Source organism: Candidatus Hadarchaeales archaeon (genome assembly GCA_038823825.1).
GTDB lineage: Archaea > Hadarchaeota > Hadarchaeia > Hadarchaeales > Hadarchaeaceae > JAVZGN01.
Map to the genome: position 1 here is coordinate 87,920 of JAWBCC010000002.1, position 23,724 is coordinate 111,643.

24 protein-coding genes and 1 tRNA gene are annotated in these 23,724 nt (G+C 46.9%); 16 read left to right on the forward strand and 9 right to left on the reverse strand.

What is annotated here, in order from left to right:
- The first annotated feature begins 24 nt into the window (after positions 1-24).
- The 6 genes from QXF64_02935 (at position 25) to QXF64_02960 (ending at position 3,376) form a co-directional block, all read left to right on the forward strand.
- Entirely contained in the window at positions 25-378 is a 354-nt protein-coding gene (locus tag QXF64_02935; GenBank protein MEM1689443.1) for a hypothetical protein, read from the forward strand.
- 28 nt (positions 379-406) lie between these two features.
- A complete protein-coding gene (locus QXF64_02940; protein MEM1689444.1) occupies positions 407-1,369 on the forward strand; it encodes a tyrosine--tRNA ligase in 963 nt (320 codons plus the stop codon).
- A gap of 56 nt (positions 1,370-1,425) precedes the next feature.
- Positions 1,426-1,953, forward strand: coding sequence for an acetate uptake transporter (locus tag QXF64_02945; protein MEM1689445.1), 528 nt, complete (start codon positions 1,426-1,428; stop codon positions 1,951-1,953).
- Positions 1,954-2,072: 119 nt separating this feature from the next.
- Positions 2,073-2,300: a hypothetical protein gene (locus QXF64_02950; protein ID MEM1689446.1), complete on the forward strand. Its 228-nt coding sequence runs from the start codon at positions 2,073-2,075 to the stop codon at positions 2,298-2,300.
- Between the two features lie 22 nt (positions 2,301-2,322).
- Entirely contained in the window at positions 2,323-2,478 is a 156-nt protein-coding gene (locus QXF64_02955; GenBank protein ID MEM1689447.1) for a hypothetical protein, read from the forward strand.
- 25 nt (positions 2,479-2,503) lie between these two features.
- The gene (locus tag QXF64_02960; GenBank protein ID MEM1689448.1) at positions 2,504-3,376 is read left to right on the forward strand and encodes a site-specific DNA-methyltransferase; all 873 of its coding nucleotides are present in this window, start codon (positions 2,504-2,506) and stop codon (positions 3,374-3,376) included.
- Here the strand turns inward: QXF64_02960 and QXF64_02965 are convergent.
- From QXF64_02965 to QXF64_02975, 3 genes are all read right to left on the reverse strand, one after another.
- Positions 3,363-4,346 (reverse strand): hypothetical protein, encoded by a 984-nt coding sequence (locus QXF64_02965; GenBank protein MEM1689449.1) that lies wholly within the window; start codon positions 4,344-4,346, stop codon positions 3,363-3,365. The genes QXF64_02960 and QXF64_02965 overlap by 14 nt on opposite strands.
- Before the next feature lie 70 nt (positions 4,347-4,416).
- Positions 4,417-4,492, reverse strand: a tRNA-Cys gene (locus tag QXF64_02970).
- A 10-nt stretch (positions 4,493-4,502) separates the two neighbouring features.
- On the reverse strand, positions 4,503-6,095 hold the full coding sequence (locus QXF64_02975; GenBank protein ID MEM1689450.1) for a radical SAM protein: 1,593 nt from the start codon (positions 6,093-6,095) through the stop codon (positions 4,503-4,505).
- A gap of 59 nt (positions 6,096-6,154) precedes the next feature.
- Between QXF64_02975 and QXF64_02980 the strand changes: the two genes are divergently transcribed.
- Genes QXF64_02980 through QXF64_02995 form a run of 4 tightly spaced genes read left to right on the forward strand, consistent with a single transcriptional unit; the run spans position 6,155 to position 8,570 of the window.
- Positions 6,155-6,937, forward strand: a complete 783-nt coding sequence (locus QXF64_02980; protein MEM1689451.1) for a helix-turn-helix domain-containing protein — start codon at positions 6,155-6,157, stop codon at positions 6,935-6,937.
- Complete coding sequence (hypD, locus tag QXF64_02985; protein MEM1689452.1) at positions 6,883-8,001, forward strand: hydrogenase formation protein HypD; 1,119 nt, start codon at positions 6,883-6,885, stop codon at positions 7,999-8,001. Before QXF64_02980 ends, hypD begins: the two co-directional genes overlap by 55 nt.
- Position 8,002: 1 nt before the next feature.
- On the forward strand, positions 8,003-8,293 hold the full coding sequence (locus QXF64_02990) for a HypC/HybG/HupF family hydrogenase formation chaperone (protein ID MEM1689453.1): 291 nt from the start codon (positions 8,003-8,005) through the stop codon (positions 8,291-8,293).
- 34 nt (positions 8,294-8,327) lie between these two features.
- Positions 8,328-8,570: a Uxx-star family glutaredoxin-like (seleno)protein gene (locus QXF64_02995; GenBank protein ID MEM1689454.1), complete on the forward strand. Its 243-nt coding sequence runs from the start codon at positions 8,328-8,330 to the stop codon at positions 8,568-8,570.
- Here QXF64_02995 and cofE read toward each other — a convergent pair.
- Positions 8,560-9,324 (reverse strand): coenzyme F420-0:L-glutamate ligase, encoded by a 765-nt coding sequence (gene cofE, locus QXF64_03000; GenBank protein MEM1689455.1) that lies wholly within the window; start codon positions 9,322-9,324, stop codon positions 8,560-8,562. The genes QXF64_02995 and cofE overlap by 11 nt on opposite strands.
- Before the next feature lie 55 nt (positions 9,325-9,379).
- On the opposite strand from cofE, the gene QXF64_03005 reads away from it, so the two are divergent.
- The 4 genes from QXF64_03005 to porB are packed head-to-tail and all read left to right on the forward strand — an operon-like array spanning position 9,380 to position 12,220.
- On the forward strand, positions 9,380-9,913 hold the full coding sequence (locus tag QXF64_03005; GenBank protein ID MEM1689456.1) for a pyruvate ferredoxin oxidoreductase subunit gamma: 534 nt from the start codon (positions 9,380-9,382) through the stop codon (positions 9,911-9,913).
- Positions 9,910-10,167, forward strand: coding sequence for a pyruvate synthase subunit PorD (porD, locus tag QXF64_03010; protein MEM1689457.1), 258 nt, complete (start codon positions 9,910-9,912; stop codon positions 10,165-10,167). The genes QXF64_03005 and porD overlap by 4 nt, the downstream gene beginning before the upstream one ends.
- A complete protein-coding gene (porA, locus tag QXF64_03015; protein MEM1689458.1) occupies positions 10,164-11,351 on the forward strand; it encodes a pyruvate synthase subunit PorA in 1,188 nt (395 codons plus the stop codon). Before porD ends, porA begins: the two co-directional genes overlap by 4 nt.
- Positions 11,348-12,220, forward strand: a complete 873-nt coding sequence (porB, locus tag QXF64_03020) for a pyruvate synthase subunit PorB (GenBank protein MEM1689459.1) — start codon at positions 11,348-11,350, stop codon at positions 12,218-12,220. Before porA ends, porB begins: the two co-directional genes overlap by 4 nt.
- A gap of 11 nt (positions 12,221-12,231) precedes the next feature.
- Here porB and QXF64_03025 read toward each other — a convergent pair whose 3' ends face one another.
- On the reverse strand, positions 12,232-13,113 hold the full coding sequence (locus QXF64_03025; protein ID MEM1689460.1) for a dihydropteroate synthase: 882 nt from the start codon (positions 13,111-13,113) through the stop codon (positions 12,232-12,234).
- Positions 13,114-13,149: 36 nt separating this feature from the next.
- Between QXF64_03025 and QXF64_03030 the strand changes: the two genes are divergently transcribed.
- Positions 13,150-14,196, forward strand: coding sequence for an L-threonylcarbamoyladenylate synthase (locus QXF64_03030; protein MEM1689461.1), 1,047 nt, complete (start codon positions 13,150-13,152; stop codon positions 14,194-14,196).
- 69 nt (positions 14,197-14,265) lie between these two features.
- Entirely contained in the window at positions 14,266-14,736 is a 471-nt protein-coding gene (locus QXF64_03035; GenBank protein ID MEM1689462.1) for an Lrp/AsnC family transcriptional regulator, read from the forward strand.
- On the opposite strand, the gene QXF64_03040 is transcribed toward QXF64_03035, so the two are convergent.
- The 4 genes from QXF64_03040 to QXF64_03055 all read right to left on the reverse strand — a co-directional run bounded on the left by QXF64_03040 (position 14,729) and on the right by QXF64_03055 (position 23,668).
- Positions 14,729-15,478 carry an ATP/GTP-binding protein gene (locus QXF64_03040; protein ID MEM1689463.1) on the reverse strand — a complete coding sequence of 250 codons (750 nt, stop codon included), beginning with the start codon at positions 15,476-15,478 and terminating at the stop codon, positions 14,729-14,731. The genes QXF64_03035 and QXF64_03040 overlap by 8 nt on opposite strands.
- Positions 15,479-15,523: 45 nt before the next feature.
- Positions 15,524-17,179 (reverse strand): PGF-pre-PGF domain-containing protein, encoded by a 1,656-nt coding sequence (locus QXF64_03045; protein ID MEM1689464.1) that lies wholly within the window; start codon positions 17,177-17,179, stop codon positions 15,524-15,526.
- Positions 17,176-22,002 carry an alpha amylase N-terminal ig-like domain-containing protein gene (locus QXF64_03050; protein MEM1689465.1) on the reverse strand — a complete coding sequence of 1,609 codons (4,827 nt, stop codon included), beginning with the start codon at positions 22,000-22,002 and terminating at the stop codon, positions 17,176-17,178. The genes QXF64_03045 and QXF64_03050 overlap by 4 nt, the downstream gene beginning before the upstream one ends.
- 97 nt (positions 22,003-22,099) lie before the next feature.
- Positions 22,100-23,668: a tRNA uridine(34) 5-carboxymethylaminomethyl modification radical SAM/GNAT enzyme Elp3 gene (locus tag QXF64_03055; GenBank protein ID MEM1689466.1), complete on the reverse strand. Its 1,569-nt coding sequence runs from the start codon at positions 23,666-23,668 to the stop codon at positions 22,100-22,102.
- Positions 23,669-23,724 lie beyond the last annotated feature (56 nt).

Sequence of the window (23,724 nt, forward strand, 5' to 3'; positions counted from 1 at the left end):
ATAATAAAATATCATAACATTAGAATGAACGAATTCGATCTGGGCTGGATAATCGGCTTCATAGAGTGTGCGGGAAGCTTTACAAAAAACACAATCATCATAGCGAAGAATGGAAAGAAATACATCTACGTGACACCACAATTTTTCCTAACGTTAAGTGACCCTTCCGCAGTGGAAACCGTTCAGAGACTTTTGAGGATGGGGAAAATAACCCTCGGCGGAAGGAGACTCGAAATAAGAAGGAAAGAAGAGCTTTTGAGGTTCGCGGAGCTCCTTTCTGGCCGGCTCAAAACAGACAGGCGGCAGAGAGAGTTTGAAAGCTGGGTCAGGCTTCTGCTCCAGTGGAAAGAGAGGGGTAGTAGGCATACATCAGAATAAAAATAAAAGACGAGGGAGAGTAAAACCTGTGGAGGAAAAACTCAGATTGGCGTTAAGGGGAACGCAGGAAGTAGTCACGGAGGGAGAGCTTCGTCAAGTTATCTCCAGAGGAAGATTCTCGGCATACTGCGGTTATGAGCCATCTGGAAAGATACACTTCGGGCATTGGTTGACCGTGAAGAAACTTCGAGATCTGCAAGAGATTGGAGCCAGAGTGGTGGTTTTACTCGCGGACCTTCACGCATATCTCAACCACAAAGGAACGCTGGAGGAAGTGAGAAAAATCGCCGAGTATAACAGGGAATGCTTTATCGCTCTCGGTTTGAATCCAAATAAAACAGAGTTCAAACTCGGGTCGGAGTTCCAACTCACGCCGGAATTCATGTTCGACGTTCTCAGAATGGCAACCGGCACGACTCTTTTGAGAGCGAGAAGGTCGATGACGGAAATAGCTAGAAAACTTGAAGATCCAGACGTTGCGCAAGTTCTCTATCCTCTCATGCAGGCGTTAGATATCGCGCATCTCAAAATAGATGTAGCGGTCGGAGGAATGGATCAGCGGAAGGTTCACATGATCGCCCGCGAAAAACTGCCGGATCTCGGATATCAAAAACCAGTCTGCCTCCATACACCGCTTCTCCATGGGCTCGATGGCGCGGACAAAATGTCCTCAAGCAAACAAAACTTTGTGGCTGTTGATGATCCACCGGATGAGATAAGGCGGAAAATACAGAAAGCATACTGCCCACCGAAGATCGTGGATGGAAATCCAGTGGTAGAATACGCCGAGCACATAGTTTTGGCAGAGCTCGGAAAACTTGAGATAGAGAGGCCGGAGAAATACGGGGGGAGACTCGTCATTCAAGATGTTTCAGAGTTACGCAAACTTTATTCTGGAGGAAAATTACATCCGGCAGATCTGAAGTCGGCTGTCGCGGAAGCCGTTGTTGAGATTTTAGAGCCGGTCAGACGGCATTTTGGAATCTATTGACCAAGGATAAACTATAAAAACACCACAAGCCTGTTTTTGAAGAAAGAGGTGAGAAGTTGGCCGAAACGAACGCGGCACCGTTGGGCTTAATGGGGTTTGGTCTGACCACGGTTCTGCTCAACCTCCATAATGTGGGGCTTATTCCCCTCACGTCTATGATTTTGGGAATGGGAATTTTTTACGGTGGTCTGGCTCAGCTTATCGCCGGAGTGATAGAGTCGAGAAAGGGAAACACGTTCGGAACTGTTGCCTTTTGCTCATATGGTCTTTTCTGGCTTTCGTTTGTGGCGTTGCTCATTCTGCCAAAAATGGGGCTGGCTGATGCGGCGAACTCGCATTCGATTGGAGCCTATCTGATTATGTGGGGGATTTTTACGCTCATAATGTCTGTCGGAAGTCTCAAAATGAGAAAAAGCGTTCAGGTGATTTTCTTTTCGCTAGCGATCTTGTTTTTCCTTTTGGCGGCGGCAGAGTTTGCTGGGAGCGAGATTTTGAAAAGGATTGCCGGAATTGAAGGCATTTTCTGCGGGCTGAGCGCGATCTATACCTCGGCAGGGGAAATTCTCAGCGAGGTTTATGGTTAAAAACATTACCACAAGAAACGCAGGCTAATTTAATCTTCTCAACTGGAATTATTTGGTGGCTGGTTATCGAAAATTGAGTTCTGGATTTTAAATAACCTTCATCAAACAATGTTGTGAGTATGTCGAACGATCACGAAGAAATTCAACTTGATGAGGGAATAATTCTTCCATTCTTTATAAAGAAACTTGGAGAGGGAGCCCAGTGGGAGATTTTTCTTGTTCGAGGGATTTTTACTTCAGAAAACGGAGATTTTTCTAAAAATGGATGGTTTTTAATAGAAGTTGGAGCAAACAGCAACAGACAGTACGCTACGATTATTGCGGAATTGGAAGATACTCTTTTATAGTAATTTGTAGTAAATTGTAGTGATGGTAAAATACACAATCGAAGTAGACGACAAGATTTGGAAAGAATTTAAAAAAATTATTACCAAAGACAAAACAATCAATCAAGCAATAGTAGAGCTAATTGTGGAAAGGGTGAAAAAACACAATAAAGAGGTGTTTTCACATGACGGAGAATAAAATCATTTTTGGCGACAGCAGATGCATGAAAGAGTTAGCGAATTGTTCAATTCATTTAGTGGTTACTTCGCCCCCTTATTTTAACGCACCTTTTGATTATCCTGGCCTGTTCAGAGATTATAATGAGTTTTTAGACATGATACAAGGTGTTGCGAAAGAGCTCAAAAGAGTCATGGCTCCTGGTAGAATAGCTTGCTTCGTTACACAGGATGTTAGGATAGATGGAAAACTGTATCCGGTGCCAGCTGACATAACTCGAATAATGTGTGAAGAAGGATTCTTATATCGGGACAGAATTATTTGGAAGAAACCAGAAGGATACATTCGTATAAGTCGAAGAAGCGGGGTCCTGATTCAACATCCTTACCCGATGTATTTTTATCCCGACAATATTTATGAGGAAATAATAATCCTTCAAAATGGAGAGTACGATTATTCAAAAGTGGAAAAAGAGAAATTGGTCGACTCTCGTATAAATCTTCAGGAATTTCAGAATGAAAAATGGTATCTTTCTGTCTGGGAAATAACCAATGTTCTTCCCTTGAAAAATAGGTTAGAAGAAGGAATAGCTGCATTCCCAGAGGAAATTCCGTATCGTCTCATAAAGCTTTTTAGTTTTAAGGGAGAAAAGGTTTTGGATCCGTTTTTGGGATCTGGAACCACGATGAAAGTGGCACTAGAATTGGGCAGAAAGGCTGTGGGTTATGAAATAGATTTGGAACTTCTCGATGTTATTAAGAAAAAACTACGGATAGGACAGAAAAGATTGGTTGACAGCGAGCCGGTTGAAATAATCATAAGAGAAGATGCAAAACATTTGAGGAAAAAATTACAGAACAAAGTTAAAAACCAGCGATCCGTAGCCGATGCTTTAGAGGCAAATTCTAAAGCTTATTAAGGTAGGGTTTAGTGGTTTCAATAGCGCCGAGTACATCCTCTGCCCAAACGCTAATCATCTGGTGCTTGGTCGTGTGATCACAGAAGCACAGTTTACCTCTAGCTTTTCCTTCGATTGTTTCTTTAAGAATTCCCTTAATCCTGATTGGAGTTTCTGAGCATAACTTGAACATCAATTGTTTTTCTTTTCCTTCAATTCTTGCAATTCCTATTTTCATACCAGCTTTTATAGAGGGGTGATACTCGATTCTTAGTCGAAGTTTTTCAACGATATTTGGTGCTAGTCCGTTTTCTATAGCTTTATTTCTAAGATATATGGCGGAAAGATCAAAGCAACCAAGACATAAACTATATCCCACAACAGGAATACCCAAGCTTTTCCCCTTTATTGGTGAGGCATAATACGTTCTTTCTTTACCTCCTTGTTGATTTTCAGAAACTGGATAAAACTGTCTCTTCTCTTGGCAAATGCTCGTCAGTGCTTCAACGATTTTATTTAGTTCTTCGATGTTTATGTAAAACATGGCCCAGTTTCTCCATTTGGCAGGATCCATCACACGAATCGAGGTCCTCTCGAGATGATATCTCTGGATATCAAAGTAGAAAAAAATTCTTTTTTCCTCGTCAGCTCCAATCCTAACATAAACTTCTTCTTTCGGTAAACAGTACGCTTTTGCTCCTTTTTTGTCTTTATGAATTGCAGGTTTCCAACCCAACTCTTCGGGAGTTTTTCCATACCATTCGGGAGGAATCAGACGTTCGCTTGTTATTGGTTCAGGAGTTTTTAACCATCCCCTAAAATTTGAATAAATTAATGGTATTGGCGTTTTTATCTTTCCTGATTTATCTGCGGGAACGTTAAACCCATGGGTGATTAGTTCTTCTTGTAATTCGAGAGAGCAAGGAAAGTAGATTTGTAAAGAATCTATCGGTAATTCCAAAATCCATTCAATCTTATTTGGGTCTTTCACAATTTTGGTTATTTTGTGAAGAATATAAATCTGTGAGCAAACCATCCACCAAGAGATGTATTACGATATTTGGAGCCGGGGGCCGGACTTGAACCGGCGAAAAGCGGATCTGCAGTCCGCCGCGTTAGCCTCTCCGCCACCCCGGCAACCAATCTTTCAGTACCTTCCGGCTCTTATTTCTTTTACGTCCTGCTCAAACTTTCTGTAAGCTTCGGTCTGTTTGAGCTTTTCGATATCCCGCCTGTATAAACCATCTGAGAGTTTTTGTCCAGTCCTCTTTTCCCACTCCTCGATTGAAATCCCCTGGCTTTCCATGTCTTTATCCCTGTACCACTCTGGAATCACGTTAAAGGCACAGAATGGCACAATTCTGTCGTCAGTCATGACGTAGTGGATGCAGCATCTCTTAACCCTCTCGATGTCATAATTGTAGAGATCCATGAAGTGCATCATCCCAATGAAAAGCGATTTCATATGGAACTTCCCAAGCGCATCGTAATTATGTCTGACGAAAATCTGGTAGAGGATTTTGTTTATGTCGAGATCTTTTGGTTTATTCTTTTTGTCGATGAATTTCCCGATTGAGAAAAGAAGTTGTAACTTGACTAAAGTCTTGCTCTTTCCGCTTTTCAGTTCTTCAGTTTTCTGCTTGAGATATTCAAGGAAGCCCTCCACATCTATAAACCTAGTTATGGGAACCATCTTTCCGTTATCTCTGAAGATATAGGTGGCGGCTCCGCAGGCGAAGTGTGAGCTCAACTCATACATCGGTCTGCCGGTCAGGGCTTCAACAAACCGGCTTATGATGAGAGCGGTCGGAACAGGGAAAAAATCTTCCATCGTTATCTGCCCATCCGTCTGCTCTTCAAGTCTTTCGATAACATCCGGAATCGTTATTCTGTATTTGTCTCTTTCATCCCTCGGCATTCTACCCACAAGCGAAACCGGTTGGAAGTTCACGCTCCTTATAATGTCGATGTTCTTGAAAGCATACTTTACGATATCTCCGACCTCATGATCGTTTACACCCCTGATGACGGTGGGAACCAGAACGATCCCAAGTCCCACTCTTCGAGCGTTCTCGAGAGCGAGCGGAAATTCCCAGTGGTTTTTTGGATTCGTCCGCTCGCTTACTCCGTCAAAGCTCAAGTAGAGTGTATTAACACCGGCTTCCCGAACAGCCTTAACAAGCTCAGGATTGAAGGCTAACCTGATTCCGTTCGTGTTCAGCTGGACGTGGTCAAAACCATAGGATTTTGCCAGCTTTATGATGTCGACGAGATCGTTGCGTAAACAGGGCTCTCCTCCAGTCAGCTGAACAGCGTTGCACGCAATCGGTTTCTCGCTTTTTAGAATCTTGAACATTTCCTCGATTTGAGAGATCGTCGGCTCGTAGACATAACCAAGACGCTGCGCATAGAAGAAACAATACCAGCAGGAAAGATCACATCTGTTCGTTAGCACAACATTGGCTAAGGTTGTATGGCTCATGTGGAGTCTGCAGAGACCGCAGTCCTCCGGGCAAACAGGCGCTTCTTTCGTTATCTGCGGGTTCTCAACTCCACGTCCGTCGATCGCATAGCGCTCAGCTCTCTTATACCACCCATAAGAGCCGAGATAAAGATCCTCGAATTCACCATGCTCCTGGCAGGACTTCTTTATCCAGACTTTTCCGTCGGATTCATAGATCGTTGCGGGTATTCTCTTGAGGCATTCCGGACAGACAGATGTTGTTTTCTTTATTTCCATCTTCGTCCAAATCAAAGGCGTGAACGAGCTTTTTTAAGATATAACAAACCAATCAGAGTATGAAAAGTATGAAAGATGTGGTGGAAGTGCTTAGGGATCTTGGTGTGACGGAATATGAGGCAAAGGTTTACGCGGCTCTTCTATCACTGGGTCCGGCAACGGCGGCCGAAGCGAGCTCCGCCTCAGGCGTTCCTTACTCCAAAATTTACGTAGTGCTCTCCAAGCTGGAAAACCGCGGATGGGTGGAAGCGCAGGGAGGACGGCCGGTGAGATATCTTGCAAGACCGCCGGCCGAAGCCTTGGAGATCCTTCTTTCGGAGGAGAGCAAAAGATTGAGAAAGCTGGCGGAGGAGGCAAGAGGTTCGCTGGAGTCCCTTTACAAACGTGGAGCGGAAATGAGGAAACCCGACGTATGGGTTATTAGGGGCTTGTCCTCTGTTGTCGGTAAAGCTGTTGAGATAATAGGGCATGCAGAAGCCGAAGTCCTAGTTTCGCTTCCATATCTACCTGAAGGTGGAAAGGAATTTCTATCAATTCTCTCTTTATTGGGAGCGAAAGGAGTTCACGTCAGAATTCTGTCGACCGGAGGGGCACGATTGAAGATGCCCGGAGTTGAGATCAGAAAGAGGGAAAGGCTTTTCGGTGGGGGGGTGATTGTCGACGGCAGAGAAGTTTTACTGATTCTTGGACAGCAAAACGATGTCATAGGGATATGGTCGAACGAGCCCGGCCTAGCGCGTTTTGCCGAAGAATACTTTAATTATCTCTGGAAGGGAGCAAAGGTGTTATGCGGGAAGTCACAAAGACGGCGAGGGAGATTTTCCGAGAAAAAGAAGATTTAGCTAAACACGTGATCTCCCTGATTAAAAGACATGCCAGAGAAATCGGGGAAACGATAAAGATAATGAACTTCTGCGGAACGCATGAGTGGACGACCGTTCACTATGGAATTCGCTCGATTCTTCCTCCGAATGTTGAGATGGTTGCTGGACCCGGTTGTCCCGTTTGCATAACGCCAGCCGGCGATGTGGACCTAGCCGTCGAAGCAGCAATGGAAGGTATTATTTTGTATACGTATGGCGATGCCTTCAGGCTGAGAGGGAGTAAAAACCCGTTCAGTCTCCAGGAGGCGAAAGCAGCCGGAGCAGACGTTAGGGTAGTTTACAGTTTTCTTGATGCTGTGAGGGACGCGGAAGTGCATGGAAGAGAGAGTCTTTTCTTCGGTATAGGTTTCGAGACAACTGCTCCTAGCTATGCAATCCTTTTCGAGAGCGGAAAAGTTCCGAGAAATCTGAAGTTTCTCTCCGCCTGTCGCCTGACCCCGCCCTCCATGAAGTATGTTGTGGATTTTCATGAGAAGAAAGGATTGTTTCCGATCAAAGGGGTGATTGCCCCCGGCCATGTCTCAACGGTGATAGGTGCGTCCGAGTGGGGATTTCTGCCAAAAGAATACGGGATCCCTGTTGTTGTTGCAGGCTTCGAGCCGGTGGATGTTCTTCTTGCCGTTGAGCGAATTCTTCGGATGATAAGCGAGGAAAAGCCAGGGATCGAGGTTGAATATCGGAGACTTGTAACTTGGGAGGGAAATGTCAGAGCGAAGAGAGCAATAGAAAAAGTTTTCAAAGTATCTGGTGCTCGCTGGAGGGGACTTGGAGAGATCCCTAAAAGTGGCTTGGTCTTGCGAGAGGAATTCAGCGAGTATGAAATGGCTGGCAAGGGCGGTGAACTCGTCGAGAAGATGCCTCCGGGCTGCAGATGTGCAGATGTGATTGTAGGCGCGGCGAAGCCATCGGATTGTCCGCTCTTCATATCCAAGTGCTCTCCAACCAACCCGATTGGCCCTTGTATGGTCTCTAGTGAAGGAACTTGTTCGATATGGGCGAGAGAAGGGGAAAGGAGGAAATGAAATGTGCTGGGGTGTTCCCGCTAAGGTTGTGAAGGTCGAGGGTCTTTATGCCCATGTTGATTTTGGAGGTGTAAAGAAACAGGTGCTGGTTGGTGTTGAGGACATTAGGGAAGGAGAGATAGCAGTTGTGCATGCCGGTCTGATAATTGGCAAGATCGATGAGAAATCTCTCGCCGAGAATTTAGAATTTTACAGGGAAGTGATTGCGGCAAACTTTATGGCAGAAGGTCTGTCCAGCGAGGAAGCAAGAAAGAGAGCAGAGGAAGAAATAAAGAAAATTCTCCAGAAATAGAAGCTTATTTAAATAATGAATTAAATTTTGTCAGATGAAGCCAAGGGTGAAAATTTATACAACTCCGACATGTCCATACTGCCAAATGGCAAAAAATTATCTGAAAAAACTGGGCGTTGAGTTTGAAGAGGTCAATGTCGCCGAAGACAGAGAGGCAGCAATCGAGATGATAGAGAAATCCGGGCAGATGGGAGTCCCTGTTATCGACATAGATGGGCAGATAATAGTTGGCTTTGACAGAGAGGCAATAAACAGGGCACTCGGAATCAAAACCTGAAGATTGAGGAGTAAAGATCTTTATTCTTTTCGACGATTGGGGATAACTTCGGTTTTTCGGCGAATTTCACTTTTAATCCCCTGATTATCACCACGGGTTTTCTTCCCGAAGTTTCCCCCATGATGAGCTCGGCGGCGGAGGCAAGAAGGTCGGCTAGAGAAATTAAGGTGATTCGCATGGGCCTGCCGAAGAGGTCAGGAGAGCCTCTGCAGTCGATAACCGGTTCAAAACCCGCATAACCGATTGCCTGTCCGATCGTTCCTAGCCTTAAGGGTCTAACAGTGCTGTCCGAGATCACGACCCCAACCCTCTTACCAGAGCGTTCTTTTATTTTTTTCATGATTTCGTTTGCAGCTTTGTTCGGATTGGAGGGGAGAAGGACGGCAAAGCCCGGCGGAGCGTTAGAGAGGTCGATCCCGGCGTTTGCACAGAGAAGACCACCCTTGAGGGTGAGGACTGCGCCCCCTCCTATTCCGAGGATTTCGTCTGCTTCTCTGATCACCATCTCGGCCAGTGGAGCAGAAATTTTAGCTCGTTTTGCAAGACTCTTTGCGCGAGGAGAAGGTCGAACATCTCTGAGTCTGATTATCCTCCCTTCTGCCACCGCAACGACCTTAGAACTCACGACGAGTATGTCTTCATTTCTGATGCCTCCAGATTTTTTAGAAGCTTTAAGAATCTCCTCAACGAGATCGTCACCTGGTTTTATTACCGGAAGCCGCAGTCCTATGATCTCTATAACGTCGCCCGCCATCAGATTCTGAACGTTTTCGAAAGTTATAATAACCTTCCTGATTGAGAAAAACTGAATGATAGAAGTCACCTTTCATGGACGCGGTGGTCAGGGAGCCGTAACGGCCGCTAGGCTTCTCGCCGAAGCCGCATTTTTAGAAGGAAAATTTTGTCAGGCTTTCCCGACATTTGGAGCGGAGCGGAGGGGAGCCCCGGTTTGCGCTTTCGCTCGGATCTCGGAAAATCCGATTAGGTTACGCAGCCAAGTTTATTCACCCGATCACGTCGTTATTCTAGACGCGTCTCTCCTTGGTGTGGTCGACGTTTGTGAGGGTCTCAAAGAGAATGGCTGGATAGTTATAAACTCCAAAGGTCTTCCGGGAAAGCTCGCTGGAAAGAACGTGGCAATCGTTGACGCAACTAAAATCGCCATAGAGGCGATTGGGCGTCCAATAGTGAACACGGCAATGCTCGGTGCGTTTGCAAAAATCACGAACGTCGTCAGTCTAGATTCGCTCATCAAAGTCGTAAACAAATATTTTGAAGGAAAAGGAGCAGTCGGGAATATGAATGCGCTGAGAATTGCCTATGAGGAGGTGAAGGTTGTTTGAAGCTCGAACCCGGCGCGGTCATAACCGAACCTGGGAATTCGGAGAAAAATGAAACAGGAGGCTGGAGGTCATTTAGACCAGTTATCAAGGATGAGAAGTGTAAGCGTTGTGGGATATGCTGGATGTTTTGCCCGGATATGGCTATATCCCCGAAAGAGCCTTACCAGATAGATTACAGATATTGTAAAGGCTGTGGGATTTGCGCAAACGAGTGTCCCTTCAAAGCCATTGAAATGGTGGAGGAAGAGAAATGAAAGAAGTTTTAACTGGCAACGAAGCCGCAGCTCTTGGGGCGAAGCTCGCAAGAGTGCAGGTGATTTCGGCATACCCGATCACACCGCAGACGGTTGTTGTGGAAAAACTCTCAGAGTATGTGGCGAATGGGGAGCTTCAGGCCGAGTTCATGAAGGTAGAGTCTGAGCACAGTGCGATGAGCGCTTGCATTGGCGCTGCCGCGGCTGGGGCTAGGACCTTCACTGCAACGTCTTCTCAAGGGTTAATGCTCATGAGCGAGATGCTATTTGTCGCCTCAGGTCTGCGCCTCCCAATAGTGATGGCGAACGCAAACAGATCTCTTTCCGCTCCGCTTAGCATTTGGTGTGATTGGCAGGATACAATGGCGGTTAGAGATTCGGGATGGATACAGCTCTACTGCGAGAACAATCAGGAGATTCTCGACTCTGTTATTCAGGCTTTCAAGATAGCCGAGCAAACTCTTCTCCCCGTGATGGTCTGTTATGATGGTTACATTCTTTCCCATACGGTGGAACCAGTAGACATCCCAGAGCAGAAGGAGGTCGACGATTTTCTTCCACCATATTCTTATCCGTTTATGCTAGATCCCGGGAAGCCAGTCACCTTGGGAGCCGTGGGAACTCCTCCGTACTACATGGAGTTTAGGTACATGTTAGATCAAGCCCTCTTAAGTTCAAAAAAAGTGATTACAGATGTTGGAGAGGATTTCGGACGGAGATTTGGGAGAAGATATGGACTTTTGGAGGCTTACCGGTGTGATGATGCGGATTTTGTTATTGTCACGATGGGGTCACTTGCTGGAGCGGTTAAAGATGTGGTTGATGATTTGAGAAAGAAGGGTAAAAAAGTCGGTGTCCTGAAGCTCAGATCGTTTAGACCATTTCCATCAGACGAGCTAGCGGAGGCACTTTCAAACGTTAAAGCGATCGGTGTGATGGAGAAAGACATTTCCCTTGGAAGTTTCGGAGCTCTCTTCCTAGATGTTTTGGCTTCTCTTTCTTTGAATGAGGTAAGGTTACCTGCGGTCAATGTCATCTGTGGTCTGGCAAATAGGGATGTGACTTCCGAAGATATTGTCAAAGTTTTTGATATGATCGAGGATGTCGCGTCAAAAAGAAAGTCTGTGAAAGAAACTGTCTGGCTAGGTCTGAGGAAGGAGCTTTTGGAGGGGGAGGAAATATGAAGGCGTTTCCTGAGGAAGAGCTGATAGCGAGAGGCCACAGGGCCTGCGCCGGCTGCGGAAGCATTCTTGCCCTCAGGCATGCCATGAAAGCTCTAGGAAAGAACACCATAGTTGTTGCCTCCACCGGCTGTATGGAGGTTGTAACTTCTCCATATCCGGAAACATCTTGGAAGGTCCCTTGGATACACGTTGCTTTTGAGAATGCTGCGGCTGTTGCTTCCGGAATAGCGAGGGCGTTAAAGGTGAGGGGGAGAACGGACGTGAAGGTTGTGGCGATTGCGGGAGATGGGGGAACGGCAGATATAGGTATTCAAGCCCTCTCCGGAGCGGCGGAGAGAAACGAGAATATTATCTACATATGTTATGACAACGAGGCCTATGAGAACACGGGGATACAAAGGAGCGGGTGTACGCCTTTTGGGGCTTGGACGACAACAACGCCGGTTGGAAAGGTTATCAGAGGGGAAGACAGACCGAAGAAGGATATGCCAGCGATCATGGCCGCTCACGGTATCCCATATGTTGCGACGGCTTCGATTGCCTATCCTCTAGATCTGATAAAGAAAGTGAGAAAGGCCATGGGAATTGAGGGAACCTCTTACATACATATCCACGCGAGTTGTGTTCCAGGCTGGAGAATTCCTGAGAACAAGAGCGTGGAGGTTTGCAAAATGGCGGTTTTGAGCGGAGTTTGGATTCTTTACGAAATCGAAAAAGGAAAAGTGAATGTGACATTCAAACCGCCTAAACGTATTCCTGTGAGAGATTATCTAATGGCACAGGGAAGGTTCAGACATCTGAGCGATAAGGAAATAATAGAAATCCAGCGAATGGTCGATGAGCAGTGCAAGAAGTTTGGAATAGATTGATGTTTTTCAACTCAACTGGAAGCTTTTAGTATAGCTTCACACACCCTTATTGCTTGTGAAGTTTCCTTAGGGTCGTGAGTTCTCACAGCCGATGCTCCGTTGATTATAGCCATGATTGTAGCTCCAAGTGAACCGGCTAGCCTTTCAGCTGGATCGTCAAGTCCAAGGATTCTTCCGATGAAGGATTTTCTCGAAATTCCAACGCAGATCGGACGCCCAATTTTTTTCAGTTCTTTAAGTCTTGCTATGATTTCGAGATCTATCAGATCCGTCTTCGCGAATCCTCTCTGTTTTTTGAAGGCTTTTCCAAGCTTCTCAAGTCTAGCGGGCCAAGCGCCTATCGCGGGGTCGAGGGCAACGTTGGAAAGTCTAACTCCACTCAGTCGGCAAATTTTCAGGCTCTCTTTCCAAGCGGATTTTATCTCTTCGATTGTAGTCGTATCTCCCGGGTTCCTTTTTGCGGCCATCAGAATGAGCGAGCAATCGTATTTTGCGGCAACTTCGGCGACTTCCTTGTCTCTTTTTAACCCGCTTATGTCGTTTATTATCTCCGCTCCGGCTTCAACCGCCTCTTCAGCAACTTCGGAGAATTGTGTGTCCACGGATATTGGAACGTCCAACTCTCCCGCAAGCTTTCTGACAGTGGGTATCAATCTCTTTCGTTCTTCGTCTATAGATATCTGAATTGCTCCGGGTCCCGTTGCCCTGGCTCCGACGTCGAGGATGCAGGCGCCTTCTTCGACCATTTTCTCCCCAACTTTCAGAGCGTCTTCGACGGAACGTGCAACGGAACCTTGATAGAAAGATTCGTGGCTAAGGTTGATTATGCCAATCACCGCGACTGGCAGACCGTCACCTATCTTTATTCTCCCAAGTCTTGCCCTGTTTTTCATCAAAGTTATTCTACTTTTGTGGCTGAAATAATATTGATGACAGAGGTTTTGAAAGTGAATCCTCTGAGACCGGAGAAAGAGGTAATCGAGAGGGCGGCCGAAATTATAAGGAGAGGGGGAATTGTCGCTTTTCCGACCGAAACTGTGTATGGGCTGGGAGCGAACGCTCTTGACGAGAATGCTGTTAGAAAGGTCTTTGAGGTTAAACAGAGACCTGCGGACAATCCGCTGATCGTTCACATTTCGCGCCTCGACGACCTTTATCTTTTAGCGTCAGAAGTCCCAGAAATCGCAAACAAGCTTGTGTCTTCGTTCTGGCCAGGACCACTTACGATCGTGCTTCCGAGGTCGGAGATAGTTCCGGACGTGACGACAGGTGGTTTGTGGACCGTAGCCATCAGGATGCCGAGCCATCCTGTTGCTAGAGCTCTTATTGAGGCTTCTGAAGTTCCCATCGCCGCACCTAGCGCAAATCTGGCCGGAAAGCCAAGTCCCACATCCGCTTCACATGTTTTTCAAGACCTTGGTGGGAAGATAGATATGATTCTTGATGGCGGAGAGATAATCCACGGAGTTGAATCCACGGTTCTCGATTTGACGACTTCTCCACCTACTCTTCTCAGACCGGGACCGGTGTCAGTGGAAGAATTAGAAGCTCTCATCGGAAAGGTCTCCCTTCACCCAGTGGTTGTCGGAGAGTCTGAGGAGGTCCTTGTTGCAAAGTCCCCAGGGATGAAATATAGACATTATGCTCCCGAAGCGGAACTCGTCGTTATCGAGGGACGCCCAGAACTCGTACGCAGAAAAATGGAGGAAATTCTGCTCGAGAAAAAAATGAAGGGTCTGAAGGTCGGTGCCGTGGTGACGGACGAAATGGCAGACTTGCAGGTGGACGTTGTGAAGGTTGTTGGGTCTAGGAAAAACGTCAGGGAAATCGCGAAAAATATTTTCAGGGTTTTGCGTGAGCTGGATGCCGAGGGGGTTCGTTTCGCCGTGATTGAGGGTATAGAGCCGAAAGGAATCGGGCTGGCTGTTATGAACAGATTGGTAAAGGCTGCGGGCCACAGGGTGATCAGAGTGTAAAAATTCTTTTCGCTGTTTAACAAAAGTTAAACTTTTAAGGTAAAAATTTAGACAAAATGTTAGAGAAATATGCAAAGATCGGACACTGAGAGGAAAATTTTGCTCGAGCTGCTTAAGGATAGTAGTAGGTCAATAGTCGAAATCGCTCGGGCTACAGGGATTTCAAGGCAAACGGTTGCGGCAAAGCTGAGACATCTTAAAGGCAAGATTCGCTTTACGATAAGATTGAACTCCGCCGATTTGGGACTTTCGACTAGGGCCTACGTTTTTATTAAAGAGAAACCAGATCCCGTTCTGCGAAAAAGACTGGAAGACGAAGTAAAGAAAATGAAAGAGGTCGGGAGATTTTACAGGCTCTTTGGGAGATACAGCAGCGTGCTAGAAGTGCTTGTTCGAAATGAGGACGAGCTCTCCGGCGTCATTCAAAAGATTCACAGGCTGGGAGGAATCGAGGAGACGGAGACGTTTATCGTTCGTGGCGTGGTGAAGGAAGAGCCCGAGGAGCCCTTCATAAGGGTTCTTCAGTGTGGGTCTAAGTGAGATCACCACATGCGCAGAAGGTCTCGTAAATGATGTCGTAGAGTTCTTGGAATCCCTCGCAAGTCTTTGCGCATATTCTCGGGAATCTGGCTGGAGGTAAGAATTCCATTAGAATTTTGTAAAGTCGCAGGGCGAGGTCGACTTCAACGCCTCCGATTTCTCTCTCGAGATTTTTCTGCAGGAGCTGGGCATCCGCTAGAAGTGCCTCCATTTCCTTTTTTGCTTGATCAATTTTGTTTATCACTCCAATAGTTTTTACTCCGAGCTCGAGACCGATCGAGAGTTCCAAGAGACGCGCGAAGACTATGTCTGTTGAAGTTCGCATAGTTTTGGCGTCCAGGAGGAAAACTGCGACTGTTACTCCATCCAGATGTTTTATGAACTCAGCTCCGCCATGGAATAGAAAAATTTCCATTTGACCTGGTGTATCTATTAGCCTGATATCGGCGGAGAATTCCCTCACTCTTTTAGAGAAATTTTCAGCGTTTTCCTCGAGCAATTCCGATACTCTTACCATTGCGCCGTTTGGTCCGAGTCCTTCTTCTCTCATGAGCTTTTCTATCGTGAACCACTCACGGATGTCAAAATCCGGACTAAATGGGAGACTTTCGCAGCCGGGATCGAGATTTATAAACGAAACCGACTTGCCAATGTTTTTCTTTATCCATTTTCCGAAACCCGATGTCAGTGTGGTTTTTCCAGATCCGGCTGTTCCTAGAATGACAATGTTAAGTGGAACCATTCATTCAACAAACGGTTTTTATTGTATTTTTAGTTTTGGTTTATTTCAGGAGCTTTCTACGGCTTTAATGGTCAACCGACCGTAGTAAATTCCTCCGAGCTGGTCGGGAGCTGTGCTGAGAGCTGGGAAGACGTTGTATTCGTCGTAGCTAATACCCACCGGTGGCTTTCTGAGATTAACAAGCCACGGGATCTTCTCAAGCACAGTTCTTGCAACTAGGAAGTTTTCATTTCCACTTTCTCCGATAGGCAACTTCCAGAACTGGATGTTCTCGATGTTATTGTCTCCTCCGGATTTGGCTAGATACATTCCTGGAATATTCTCGGGAACCGCATCGTTCTCAGCCTTTGCGTACAGGTCGACTGATACCGTTGTCGTTTCAAGAATTCTGATCCAATAGTTGTCGACAGGAGCTGGCGGTGTGACATTATGCGCGTTGACGCTTACTGTTCCCCAGTCGATGTCTCCTTCAATCACTATGTCAATAATGACTCCGATGGTCGCCATCAACTGTGCATGCTCTATATCATATGCGCCAGGCGGAGCAACGGTGACGACGAAGTATCTTGAAGCAGACCAATCGCTCCAGTTACCAGCATTGTCTTGAGCCCTCACACGCCAGTAGTACGTTCCGGGTGTTAGTACAACCTGATAAGATGAGGTATTGTCTGGAGTATTCTCATCAACCTCTGGACTTGAAAAGTCGGGATCGTTATCCACCTGTACGTGATATCTCTGGACGTAACCCTCGTTATCAATAGAGTCCTGCCAGTCGAGCGTCACCGGGCTCGTCACTGTCTTTCCATTTTCAGGAGACGTTAAGACAGGTACTGAGGGCGGGTTGTTGTCTCCACCAATTCCTCCATTAGACAGTCCCGGCCAGATTGCTCTGTACCTGTAGGCGGTTCCTGTGTCTCCAATTAGCGTTGTCGGTCTTGGCACCCACTTGTTTGTCTCCCACCTGAACAGAATTATCGAGTATGGAGTCAGATTATTTGTCTGTAACCAAGACTTTTCGACCGTGAAGGTTATTTCCACGCGGTCAATGTGATCAATGTTTTCTTTGTCTATGTAAACATACTTGTACTCCTTGACTGGTAGTGGTGGTAGCCAGCTATTTCTTTCCATCAGATCTGCGACTTTTATCCCCACATTTGTTGCTCCCTGTCCCTCTTGCATATATATAGTTACGTTTTCAATTCTAACTCCAGTGGGGAAGATTGTAGCACTTCCACCCGGGGGTATGTTTGAAATTGTGTGTTCCGAGAAGGATTCCACATTGTTTTCCTGATTAACGGTGAGAGTCAAAGTGTTTTCCCTCGTGAGCGCTCCTGAGACCCCGCGGACGGTTATGTTGTAAACACCCGCCGGCTGGAATGGTGTAACTCTGAGTTCAAACGTTGACGAGAAGTCCGGCGTTCCGCTTTGTGGAACGAAAGAAACTTCTATTCTAGAAGGAGCGTCAGGCGCCGACAGAGTAACTGTTCCGCTGAAGCCTCCTATCGCGTAGACGTAAACCGTCACCTTCACGTTTTCTCCTCTGTTGACACTCGTTGCACTAGGACTGATCACGATGTAAAAATCAGCGGCAGAAGTTACTGTGGCGGACCCGGAAAGCTGCTGTTCTGGAGCTCCGACGCTTCCCACTATCGAAAGCAGAAGAAGTGTTGAAACCGCCAGAGATATCATTTCTCTTCTCATACGCTCACCCTCACGTAGAACGTATTCGAATAGTTCCCGGGAGTCGTATCGCTTGGGATGACGAGGAACCAGTAGATGTTTCTTTGTACCCCCTCACCCCATCCAACATTCGACCAGAGTGACTGCCAAGAGGTTGAGATACTCAGATCATAGGGCTCCTCTCCATTCTTGTCTGCCTTTGTATTGCTCAGTTGCAGGGTCCCTGGACCCGACCAATCTCCCGCGCCCTTTACGTCGATGTAGAAGTCTTTGTTTGATGTAACCGTTGCGACCGTGGGGTTCTCAGATGCTCCAACAGTCTGTCCTTGCTGGCCGCTGAATGTCAGGGAGGTGTCATCCAAGCTGAGTTCTATATAAACGCTTACCGTGAATTTGTCTGTAAATGTGTTTTCGCCTTCCAAATTACCCGCGTCCACAGCCTTCGCCCACACGTTCCAGCTGACTGGCTCGGCAACCTTACCGAGCTTTACTCTGAATGTCCAGTTGTCTTCAGTTAAATCGTCATTCCCGGCGGAGCATCCGGCTACGATGAGGTGTGCGTTACCTGGACCCGGACCGACCTCCGTGAAACCTGTACCTCTAACCCACTTGAACGTGTAATGGTCGCGCACGCTATCGGAAGCATCCTTTGAGACGGATGAGCTGTAGAGGACAAGCCAAACTTCATTCACGTTGTTTAGCTTGTTTAAATCTCTGACAGTAACTTTGACATCGAACGCCACGTCTGGGCTGACGTCGGTCGGTGTGAAGACGGCAAGAATTTCAGGTGCGACGTTCGGAATTGGCTGGTAAGCTATCAACCAGCTGCGGTCAAGCGAGTCCTCATACATCCGTCCGATTCCTGCATCTCTTTCCTCATGGTCTTCGTAGTAATCAATCTTACTTCCGTCTTTCAGGATGAATCGGTACCACCAATTGTCTTCTTCCATCGGGGCCGGCAGGGTGACCTCCCACCAGTCGAAGCCATTCTCAGTGATGGCCTTCGTCATGTTGAAGATTACTTCTTGGGATGCTTTGGACTTCCAAACTCTGACCTGGGCGTTTTCGATGTCATTCTCCCAAGTTCGGATTCTAAGCCTGATCTGATCAGTTCCTGCGTTGCTTTCTCCAAAATTATCGCGTGGCGTGCCAACAGGATACTTATAGAACGAATTTCTCGAGTCGAAGAAAACGCCGTCCCACCAGATATCTCCATCGATTGAGGCCGTTGGTTTAGTTCTAAACCAGATTAGATAGTCGTTTCCTGTAGGCTCATCTGACATTGCACCCCATCCTCCCACTCTTGGCCAATCATCTTGGTAGTAGCCAATATCGTCCATATCCTGCAAGACAAATCTGAACCACCACTTGCTTTCAGAGTCAGGTCCACTGATCGTGGCTTTCCAATAATCATAGTTTTCATCGGAGCTTTCCTTCTCCATATTCACGATTACCTCTTCACCAGTCCAAATTCTTATCTTTACATTCTCCACGTCGTTGCGGAACGTCCTTATTCTGATGGTAACAGACGACCCAAGCGGAAGCATGTTGCCTGTCACGTTCTCCGGGTAGGTGGTTATGGGTTCACCAACTGGTGAGAAATAGTATGAATCGTAGGAGTCGAAGAAGACGCCAGCCCACCAGATGTCGCCGTCGATTGTTGGCGGAATTGTATCAATTTCAAAGCTCCAGATATCGGACTCATTTTCTCCGGCTGCGTTTATCGCTATAACCTTCCAGTAATAGACACCGTCCGGTAGTTCAGTTGTTGGCGTATAAGAGGTCGTGTTTGCAGGCAGGATGACGTCTATGGCTGGAGATCCAAAGTTCTGATCGTCGTCTACAAGCAACCTGTAGTTATCTTCGTTTTCACAATCCTGCCATGTGAATGTTGGTGTGTTGTCCGATGTCACCGATCCGTTTGCGGGTGACTGCAGAATTGGCTTTGTGGGCATGCGTGATTCAAAGGTCACAAAGTTCACTGTCGGATCTAGAGCGCCAAGGTGGTTGTACTTCCTCACGAAGAACCAATCGTAGTAATAGGATGAAGTTCCTCCACCATCCCAGACGCTGAGCTTGTACTTGTCAGCTCCTGTTGACCAATTCCCCTTTGTCCAATCTCTAACGTTTTCTATGAGCTCTCTGTACATGGAATCGTCTCTTCCACGGTAGAAGTTCACGTTCAGTTTGTCTGTACCATACATTATTATTTGTCCTATGTAATACACATCGGCTTCCCGTGGAACATCTGCACCCCAAACTCCATCGGCAAAGAATCTTACCTTACTTCCATCCCAGAATATCATTGCAGTTTCTGAATCCCCCCATGTTCCGGTTATCCTGACTCCTCCTCTCCATGTCGATGCATTCTTTATTCTGAATTCGATTATCCTCTGCGTGTTTCTCTCCGTTGTTGGGATTCCTTGTTCGGGTCCGTGGTCAACATCTCTTCGAGCATCCCCATAATCTTCCAAACAAATCGTGGTTGCATAGACGTTAACACCCTCTGTGGAAAAGCCCCACTTTGTCCAGTCTCCGTTGTCCCATCCCCCATCTCCCCCTCCGAAGTCTGTGAAGAATATGAACGTGTCTTCACCGCTTTCGGCACTCAAAGCCCCAGTGCACCCATAATACATGTAGATAGCATTGTCTGCTGAGCTGAACTTTTTAACCCATGCCGTCGGAACCGCACTCATGTAGTTCGCCTCGTTCTTCTCGATCCAGAAAGGTAGGGGACCGCTCGTCTCATTCTCAAGGAATCTTATGCTTGGATACATGCTCTGCGGGATATCCGACGGAATTGGTATCCTTATCTGGAAGTTGTCCGGGAAGGGTCCGCTTATCTCAATCTTTCTTCTGTATGCGTACTGCGGTAGGAACCAGTTTGTTAAATAAGTTTCCTCAGGTCCGACACTTGTTGTTGGTTCTGTTGCTGCATATTTCCTTATGAAGAGCCAGTCAAACCAGTAAACCTTTTGTTGGTCCCAAACTTGAAGGTTCAGCTTGTCCACATAAGTGGTATCACCACCTCCAGAGTAATACCAGTCTCCGGTTTTTTCAGGAGATACCCAGACCACTTCCCTGTAACTTCCGTTATCGCTTCCCCAGTAGAACGTAGTTCTTAATTTGTTTGTATCATACAGGTCAACTTTGGCTATATACCATCTTGAAGGAATTCCGGTGTATTCTGTTCCGTCAACCCAGAATCTAGGACCGTCGAATATGCACGCTATCTCCTTCTCGAAGCCCGGCCCGGTTAGAACAAGACCCCCTCTGTAGCTTTCCTGATTCCACATCTTGAACTCAATAGTTGTAGGCATCTGTGCAAACCACATGCCTGGTTTGTTTTCTATCTTTCCTCCCCTTATCCTGATCTGGTATTCGCACCATGTTATGTCACGGGAAACGTTCGTATCTCCCTCGTTCCAGTTATAATTCCTCGGTCCGATATCTGTGAAGAATAGAAAAACGTTTTCTGCATTTTCAGCACTTGTCACCCATGGATTCCCATAGTACATCCAAATCTCTGAGTCAGAGTTCTCAAGTCTTCTAACCCAAGCCACGTTTGTCTTTGTGCTTCCGTCGTTCTCAATCCAGTAAGGCAGAACTCCACCGTCTGCACTCTCAAGGAACCTTATGCTCGGATACATTCCCTTCGGGATGTCCGACGGGATGATGACCTTTATCTGGAAGTTCTCCTCATGGTTTCCGCTTATCGTGATTTTTCTTCTATACGGCCAGTTCTCATTCCACCAAGGCGCAACATCAAAAGATCTCACTGTCGAGTTTTCACCGTAGTTTCCATACGCATCTTGAGCTCCAACCTTCCAGTACCATGTTCCGGTTGGGAGGGTTGGAGTCTGCCAGGAGGTTGAAGTTATCCAATCAGATGTGTACTCAACATTTGAGAAGGTTGGGTCACGCGTCAGATAAACTTTATATTTAACTGGACGGCTGTGATCGTCAACGGAGCTCCATGAAAGGGTCACAGGTGTCACATAGAACAATGCATTGTTCTCGGGGGAAACGAGCGAGGGTGCATCCGGAGGAGTAAGATCCATAACCCAATATCTCACCTTTCCAGCATCATCACCGCTCGAGATGAACTGAACTCTGATTTTTATGTTCTCCGTCCTGTTCGCCGGGAACTCTACCTTTATGTTCTTCGGTGCTTCATCAAAGGCTCCTCTATAAGCGACTCCATAATGCGGCATCGGCTGAGGTGTTCCTTCAAATTCCCATCCCCAATGATAAACATACCAAGTGTTTCCCATCACTATCTTGAAGTTTTCAACCCTCGGTCCCGTAACTGTGTAAATCCCACTCTCCCAGTTGTCATTCCATGGGTCTGAACCGAGGAGGGTCATATCTTCCCAGAGATCCCAGTTGTTGAATGTCCCCGGAACGTTGTAGGCGAGTCTCTTATAGACAGCACCGGCGGACCAAGGAGATCCTCCAAACCAGAATTGAAAAACGTAATCACCTGTGACTGGAACATCGCCACCTATGTTGCTTCCTGGAGTTTGGAGGGTTACACTTCGAGGATACCCATAGTTGGTGGATGCCTCTCCCCACCATTGATCCCACCAATCATCAACAAATATCTTAAATTCGATAGTGCCTGGTCCGCTTAACCCTCTCACTCTTTCCCAGACCTGACGTTCACTCCAACTATAAACGTATGACATCGGATCGGACAGATCCCAGCTGTTAAACGACCCACGTACGTATGGCTGCGTTGGATTCGCTCCCACAGAAGAAATTAAAAGAGATACTGTAATCACTCCGGCAAGCGAAAGGAAAATAGCATATACTATCCAACGGGAAGTGTATCTTTCCTTCACGGAGCTCCAAAAACCTTTAGTAACGACCCCTATATAAAATCTTCGGTAAAACCGGATATTGAGGTCGATTTATAAATCCCAAGATGTTGGTTTCTTTTCACAGTTCCTTAGACATGTACACGTTATCTTTTCTGAATCCCAATCTACGGTAGTACTCCCTCGTGCCAATCCCGGCCAGTACAGCAATTTTCCGAGCACCATACTCCTCTTCCGAAATTCTTTCAGCCTCCTTCAGTAGGGTCTTCCCAAGACCTCTGTGCTGCCACTCCCCCTCTTCAGCGCTCAACCCAACAGGGACAAGCTCTCCGTACACATGGAGCTCTCTGACAATAGTTGCGTTTTTCAGTTCGGGCCTATGTGCATGCTCCGATGGAACACGGAGCCTCAGAATTGCCAGAAGAACATCCTTTTCTCTGTCCTCTATCGAGAGAAAAACCTCCTCCCCGCCCGAAGCCTCATACCTCTCGATGAAGAGCTCAAGATTCTCAGGCTCCACTCCCGCATGCCCAACCTCCCTGCACCTTATACACTTGCATTTCTTTCCCTCAACCTCAAGTCTTCGTTTAACGATCTGTCTGAGATTCCCGGCTCTAACCCCGGCTTCGATGAGATCTGCCGGAATATCCCTCTGGATTCTCTGGATGCGAACCCATGCCGGTATTTCCTGCTTGATTTTCGCGAGAAGTTCAACTGCCTCCTCCGTCGTCATAGGTTTGAATTCTCCACGCTTCCAGAGTTCGTAGAGTTTAGTCCCTCTGAGAACTAGACAGGGATAAATCTTGAGAGCGTCGGGCCTGAAATCCGGATTTCTAAAGATTTCTCTGAACATCTCCAGATCCCGATCCGGGTTGGAACCAGGGAGTCCAGGCATCATGTGGTAGACAACCGCCATTCCCGCATCTTTCGCTATCCTCGTGGCCTCGATCACGTCCTCAACGGCATGCCCGCGGTTGATGATCTCATAAACGTCTTCGTAAATTGTCTGAACACCAAGCTCCACCCTTGTTGCTCCGAGATCAAGCATGAGATCCACATGGGGCTCTTTACACCAGTCCGGTCTCGTCTCAAACGCGATGTCGCTAATCCTGATTTTTGAGATCTCGGCAGAAAGCTTTGCCTTCTCAAGCGTTTCGCAGTTTTCCCCCGTGATCGCCCTCAGACATTCTTTGACGAACCATTCTAGATAATCTCGCGGGTATGCGGTCAGAGTACCGCCGAAGACTATCAGCTCAACCTTGTCGACTTCATGCCCGATTGCTCTAAGTTGCTCAATTCGATTTTTGACTTGAGAATAGGGATCAAAGCCGTGCTGTACAGCTCTCATTGAGGCCGGTTCCCTTCCCGTGTAGCTTTGGTTGACCCCAGCCTCTGGACCTCCAGGACAATATATGCACGGTTCGGGTTTGGGGCATGGGAGCGGCTTGGGCATGACGGTGATGACGGTTACTCCAGATGCAGATCTTACGGGTTTGAGCTTAAGAAGGCGGACAAGTCTTTCTCTTTCCTCCGGAGTGGCAACAGCTAGGATTTCCGAATTCTTTGGTATACGAGAGACCCCAAGCTCACCACAAATCTTCAACTTGAGCTTGGCTACATCCTTTCGACTCATCCTGCCGAGCTTTGGGATTTCCTCCAAGATTCGTCTGCAGAGGTCGGCACTCATCATTCAAGAATTCTGCTTCAGGATGATATTAAACCCGAGTCCAAAACTCAGCGTGTCCT

Coding starts and splice junctions, on each gene's coding strand:
- QXF64_02935 (MEM1689443.1), top strand. CDS start 25: ATGAACGAATTCGATCTGGGCTGGATAATCGGCTTCATAGAGTGTGCG.
- QXF64_02950 (MEM1689446.1), top strand. CDS start 2,073: ATGTCGAACGATCACGAAGAAATTCAACTTGATGAGGGAATAATTCTT.
- QXF64_02955 (MEM1689447.1), top strand. CDS start 2,323: ATGGTAAAATACACAATCGAAGTAGACGACAAGATTTGGAAAGAATTT.
- QXF64_02960 (MEM1689448.1), top strand. CDS start 2,504: ATGAAAGAGTTAGCGAATTGTTCAATTCATTTAGTGGTTACTTCGCCC.
- QXF64_02975 (MEM1689450.1), bottom strand. CDS start 6,095: ATGGAAATAAAGAAAACAACATCTGTCTGTCCGGAATGCCTCAAGAGA.
- QXF64_02980 (MEM1689451.1), top strand. CDS start 6,155: ATGAAAAGTATGAAAGATGTGGTGGAAGTGCTTAGGGATCTTGGTGTG.
- hypD (MEM1689452.1), top strand. CDS start 6,883: ATGCGGGAAGTCACAAAGACGGCGAGGGAGATTTTCCGAGAAAAAGAA.
- QXF64_02990 (MEM1689453.1), top strand. CDS start 8,003: ATGTGCTGGGGTGTTCCCGCTAAGGTTGTGAAGGTCGAGGGTCTTTAT.
- QXF64_02995 (MEM1689454.1), top strand. CDS start 8,328: ATGAAGCCAAGGGTGAAAATTTATACAACTCCGACATGTCCATACTGC.
- cofE (MEM1689455.1), bottom strand. CDS start 9,324: ATGGCGGGCGACGTTATAGAGATCATAGGACTGCGGCTTCCGGTAATA.
- QXF64_03005 (MEM1689456.1), top strand. CDS start 9,380: ATGATAGAAGTCACCTTTCATGGACGCGGTGGTCAGGGAGCCGTAACG.
- porA (MEM1689458.1), top strand. CDS start 10,164: ATGAAAGAAGTTTTAACTGGCAACGAAGCCGCAGCTCTTGGGGCGAAG.
- porB (MEM1689459.1), top strand. CDS start 11,348: ATGAAGGCGTTTCCTGAGGAAGAGCTGATAGCGAGAGGCCACAGGGCC.
- QXF64_03025 (MEM1689460.1), bottom strand. CDS start 13,113: ATGAAAAACAGGGCAAGACTTGGGAGAATAAAGATAGGTGACGGTCTG.
- QXF64_03030 (MEM1689461.1), top strand. CDS start 13,150: ATGACAGAGGTTTTGAAAGTGAATCCTCTGAGACCGGAGAAAGAGGTA.
- QXF64_03035 (MEM1689462.1), top strand. CDS start 14,266: ATGCAAAGATCGGACACTGAGAGGAAAATTTTGCTCGAGCTGCTTAAG.
- QXF64_03040 (MEM1689463.1), bottom strand. CDS start 15,478: ATGGTTCCACTTAACATTGTCATTCTAGGAACAGCCGGATCTGGAAAA.
- QXF64_03045 (MEM1689464.1), bottom strand. CDS start 17,179: ATGAGAAGAGAAATGATATCTCTGGCGGTTTCAACACTTCTTCTGCTT.
- QXF64_03055 (MEM1689466.1), bottom strand. CDS start 23,668: ATGATGAGTGCCGACCTCTGCAGACGAATCTTGGAGGAAATCCCAAAG.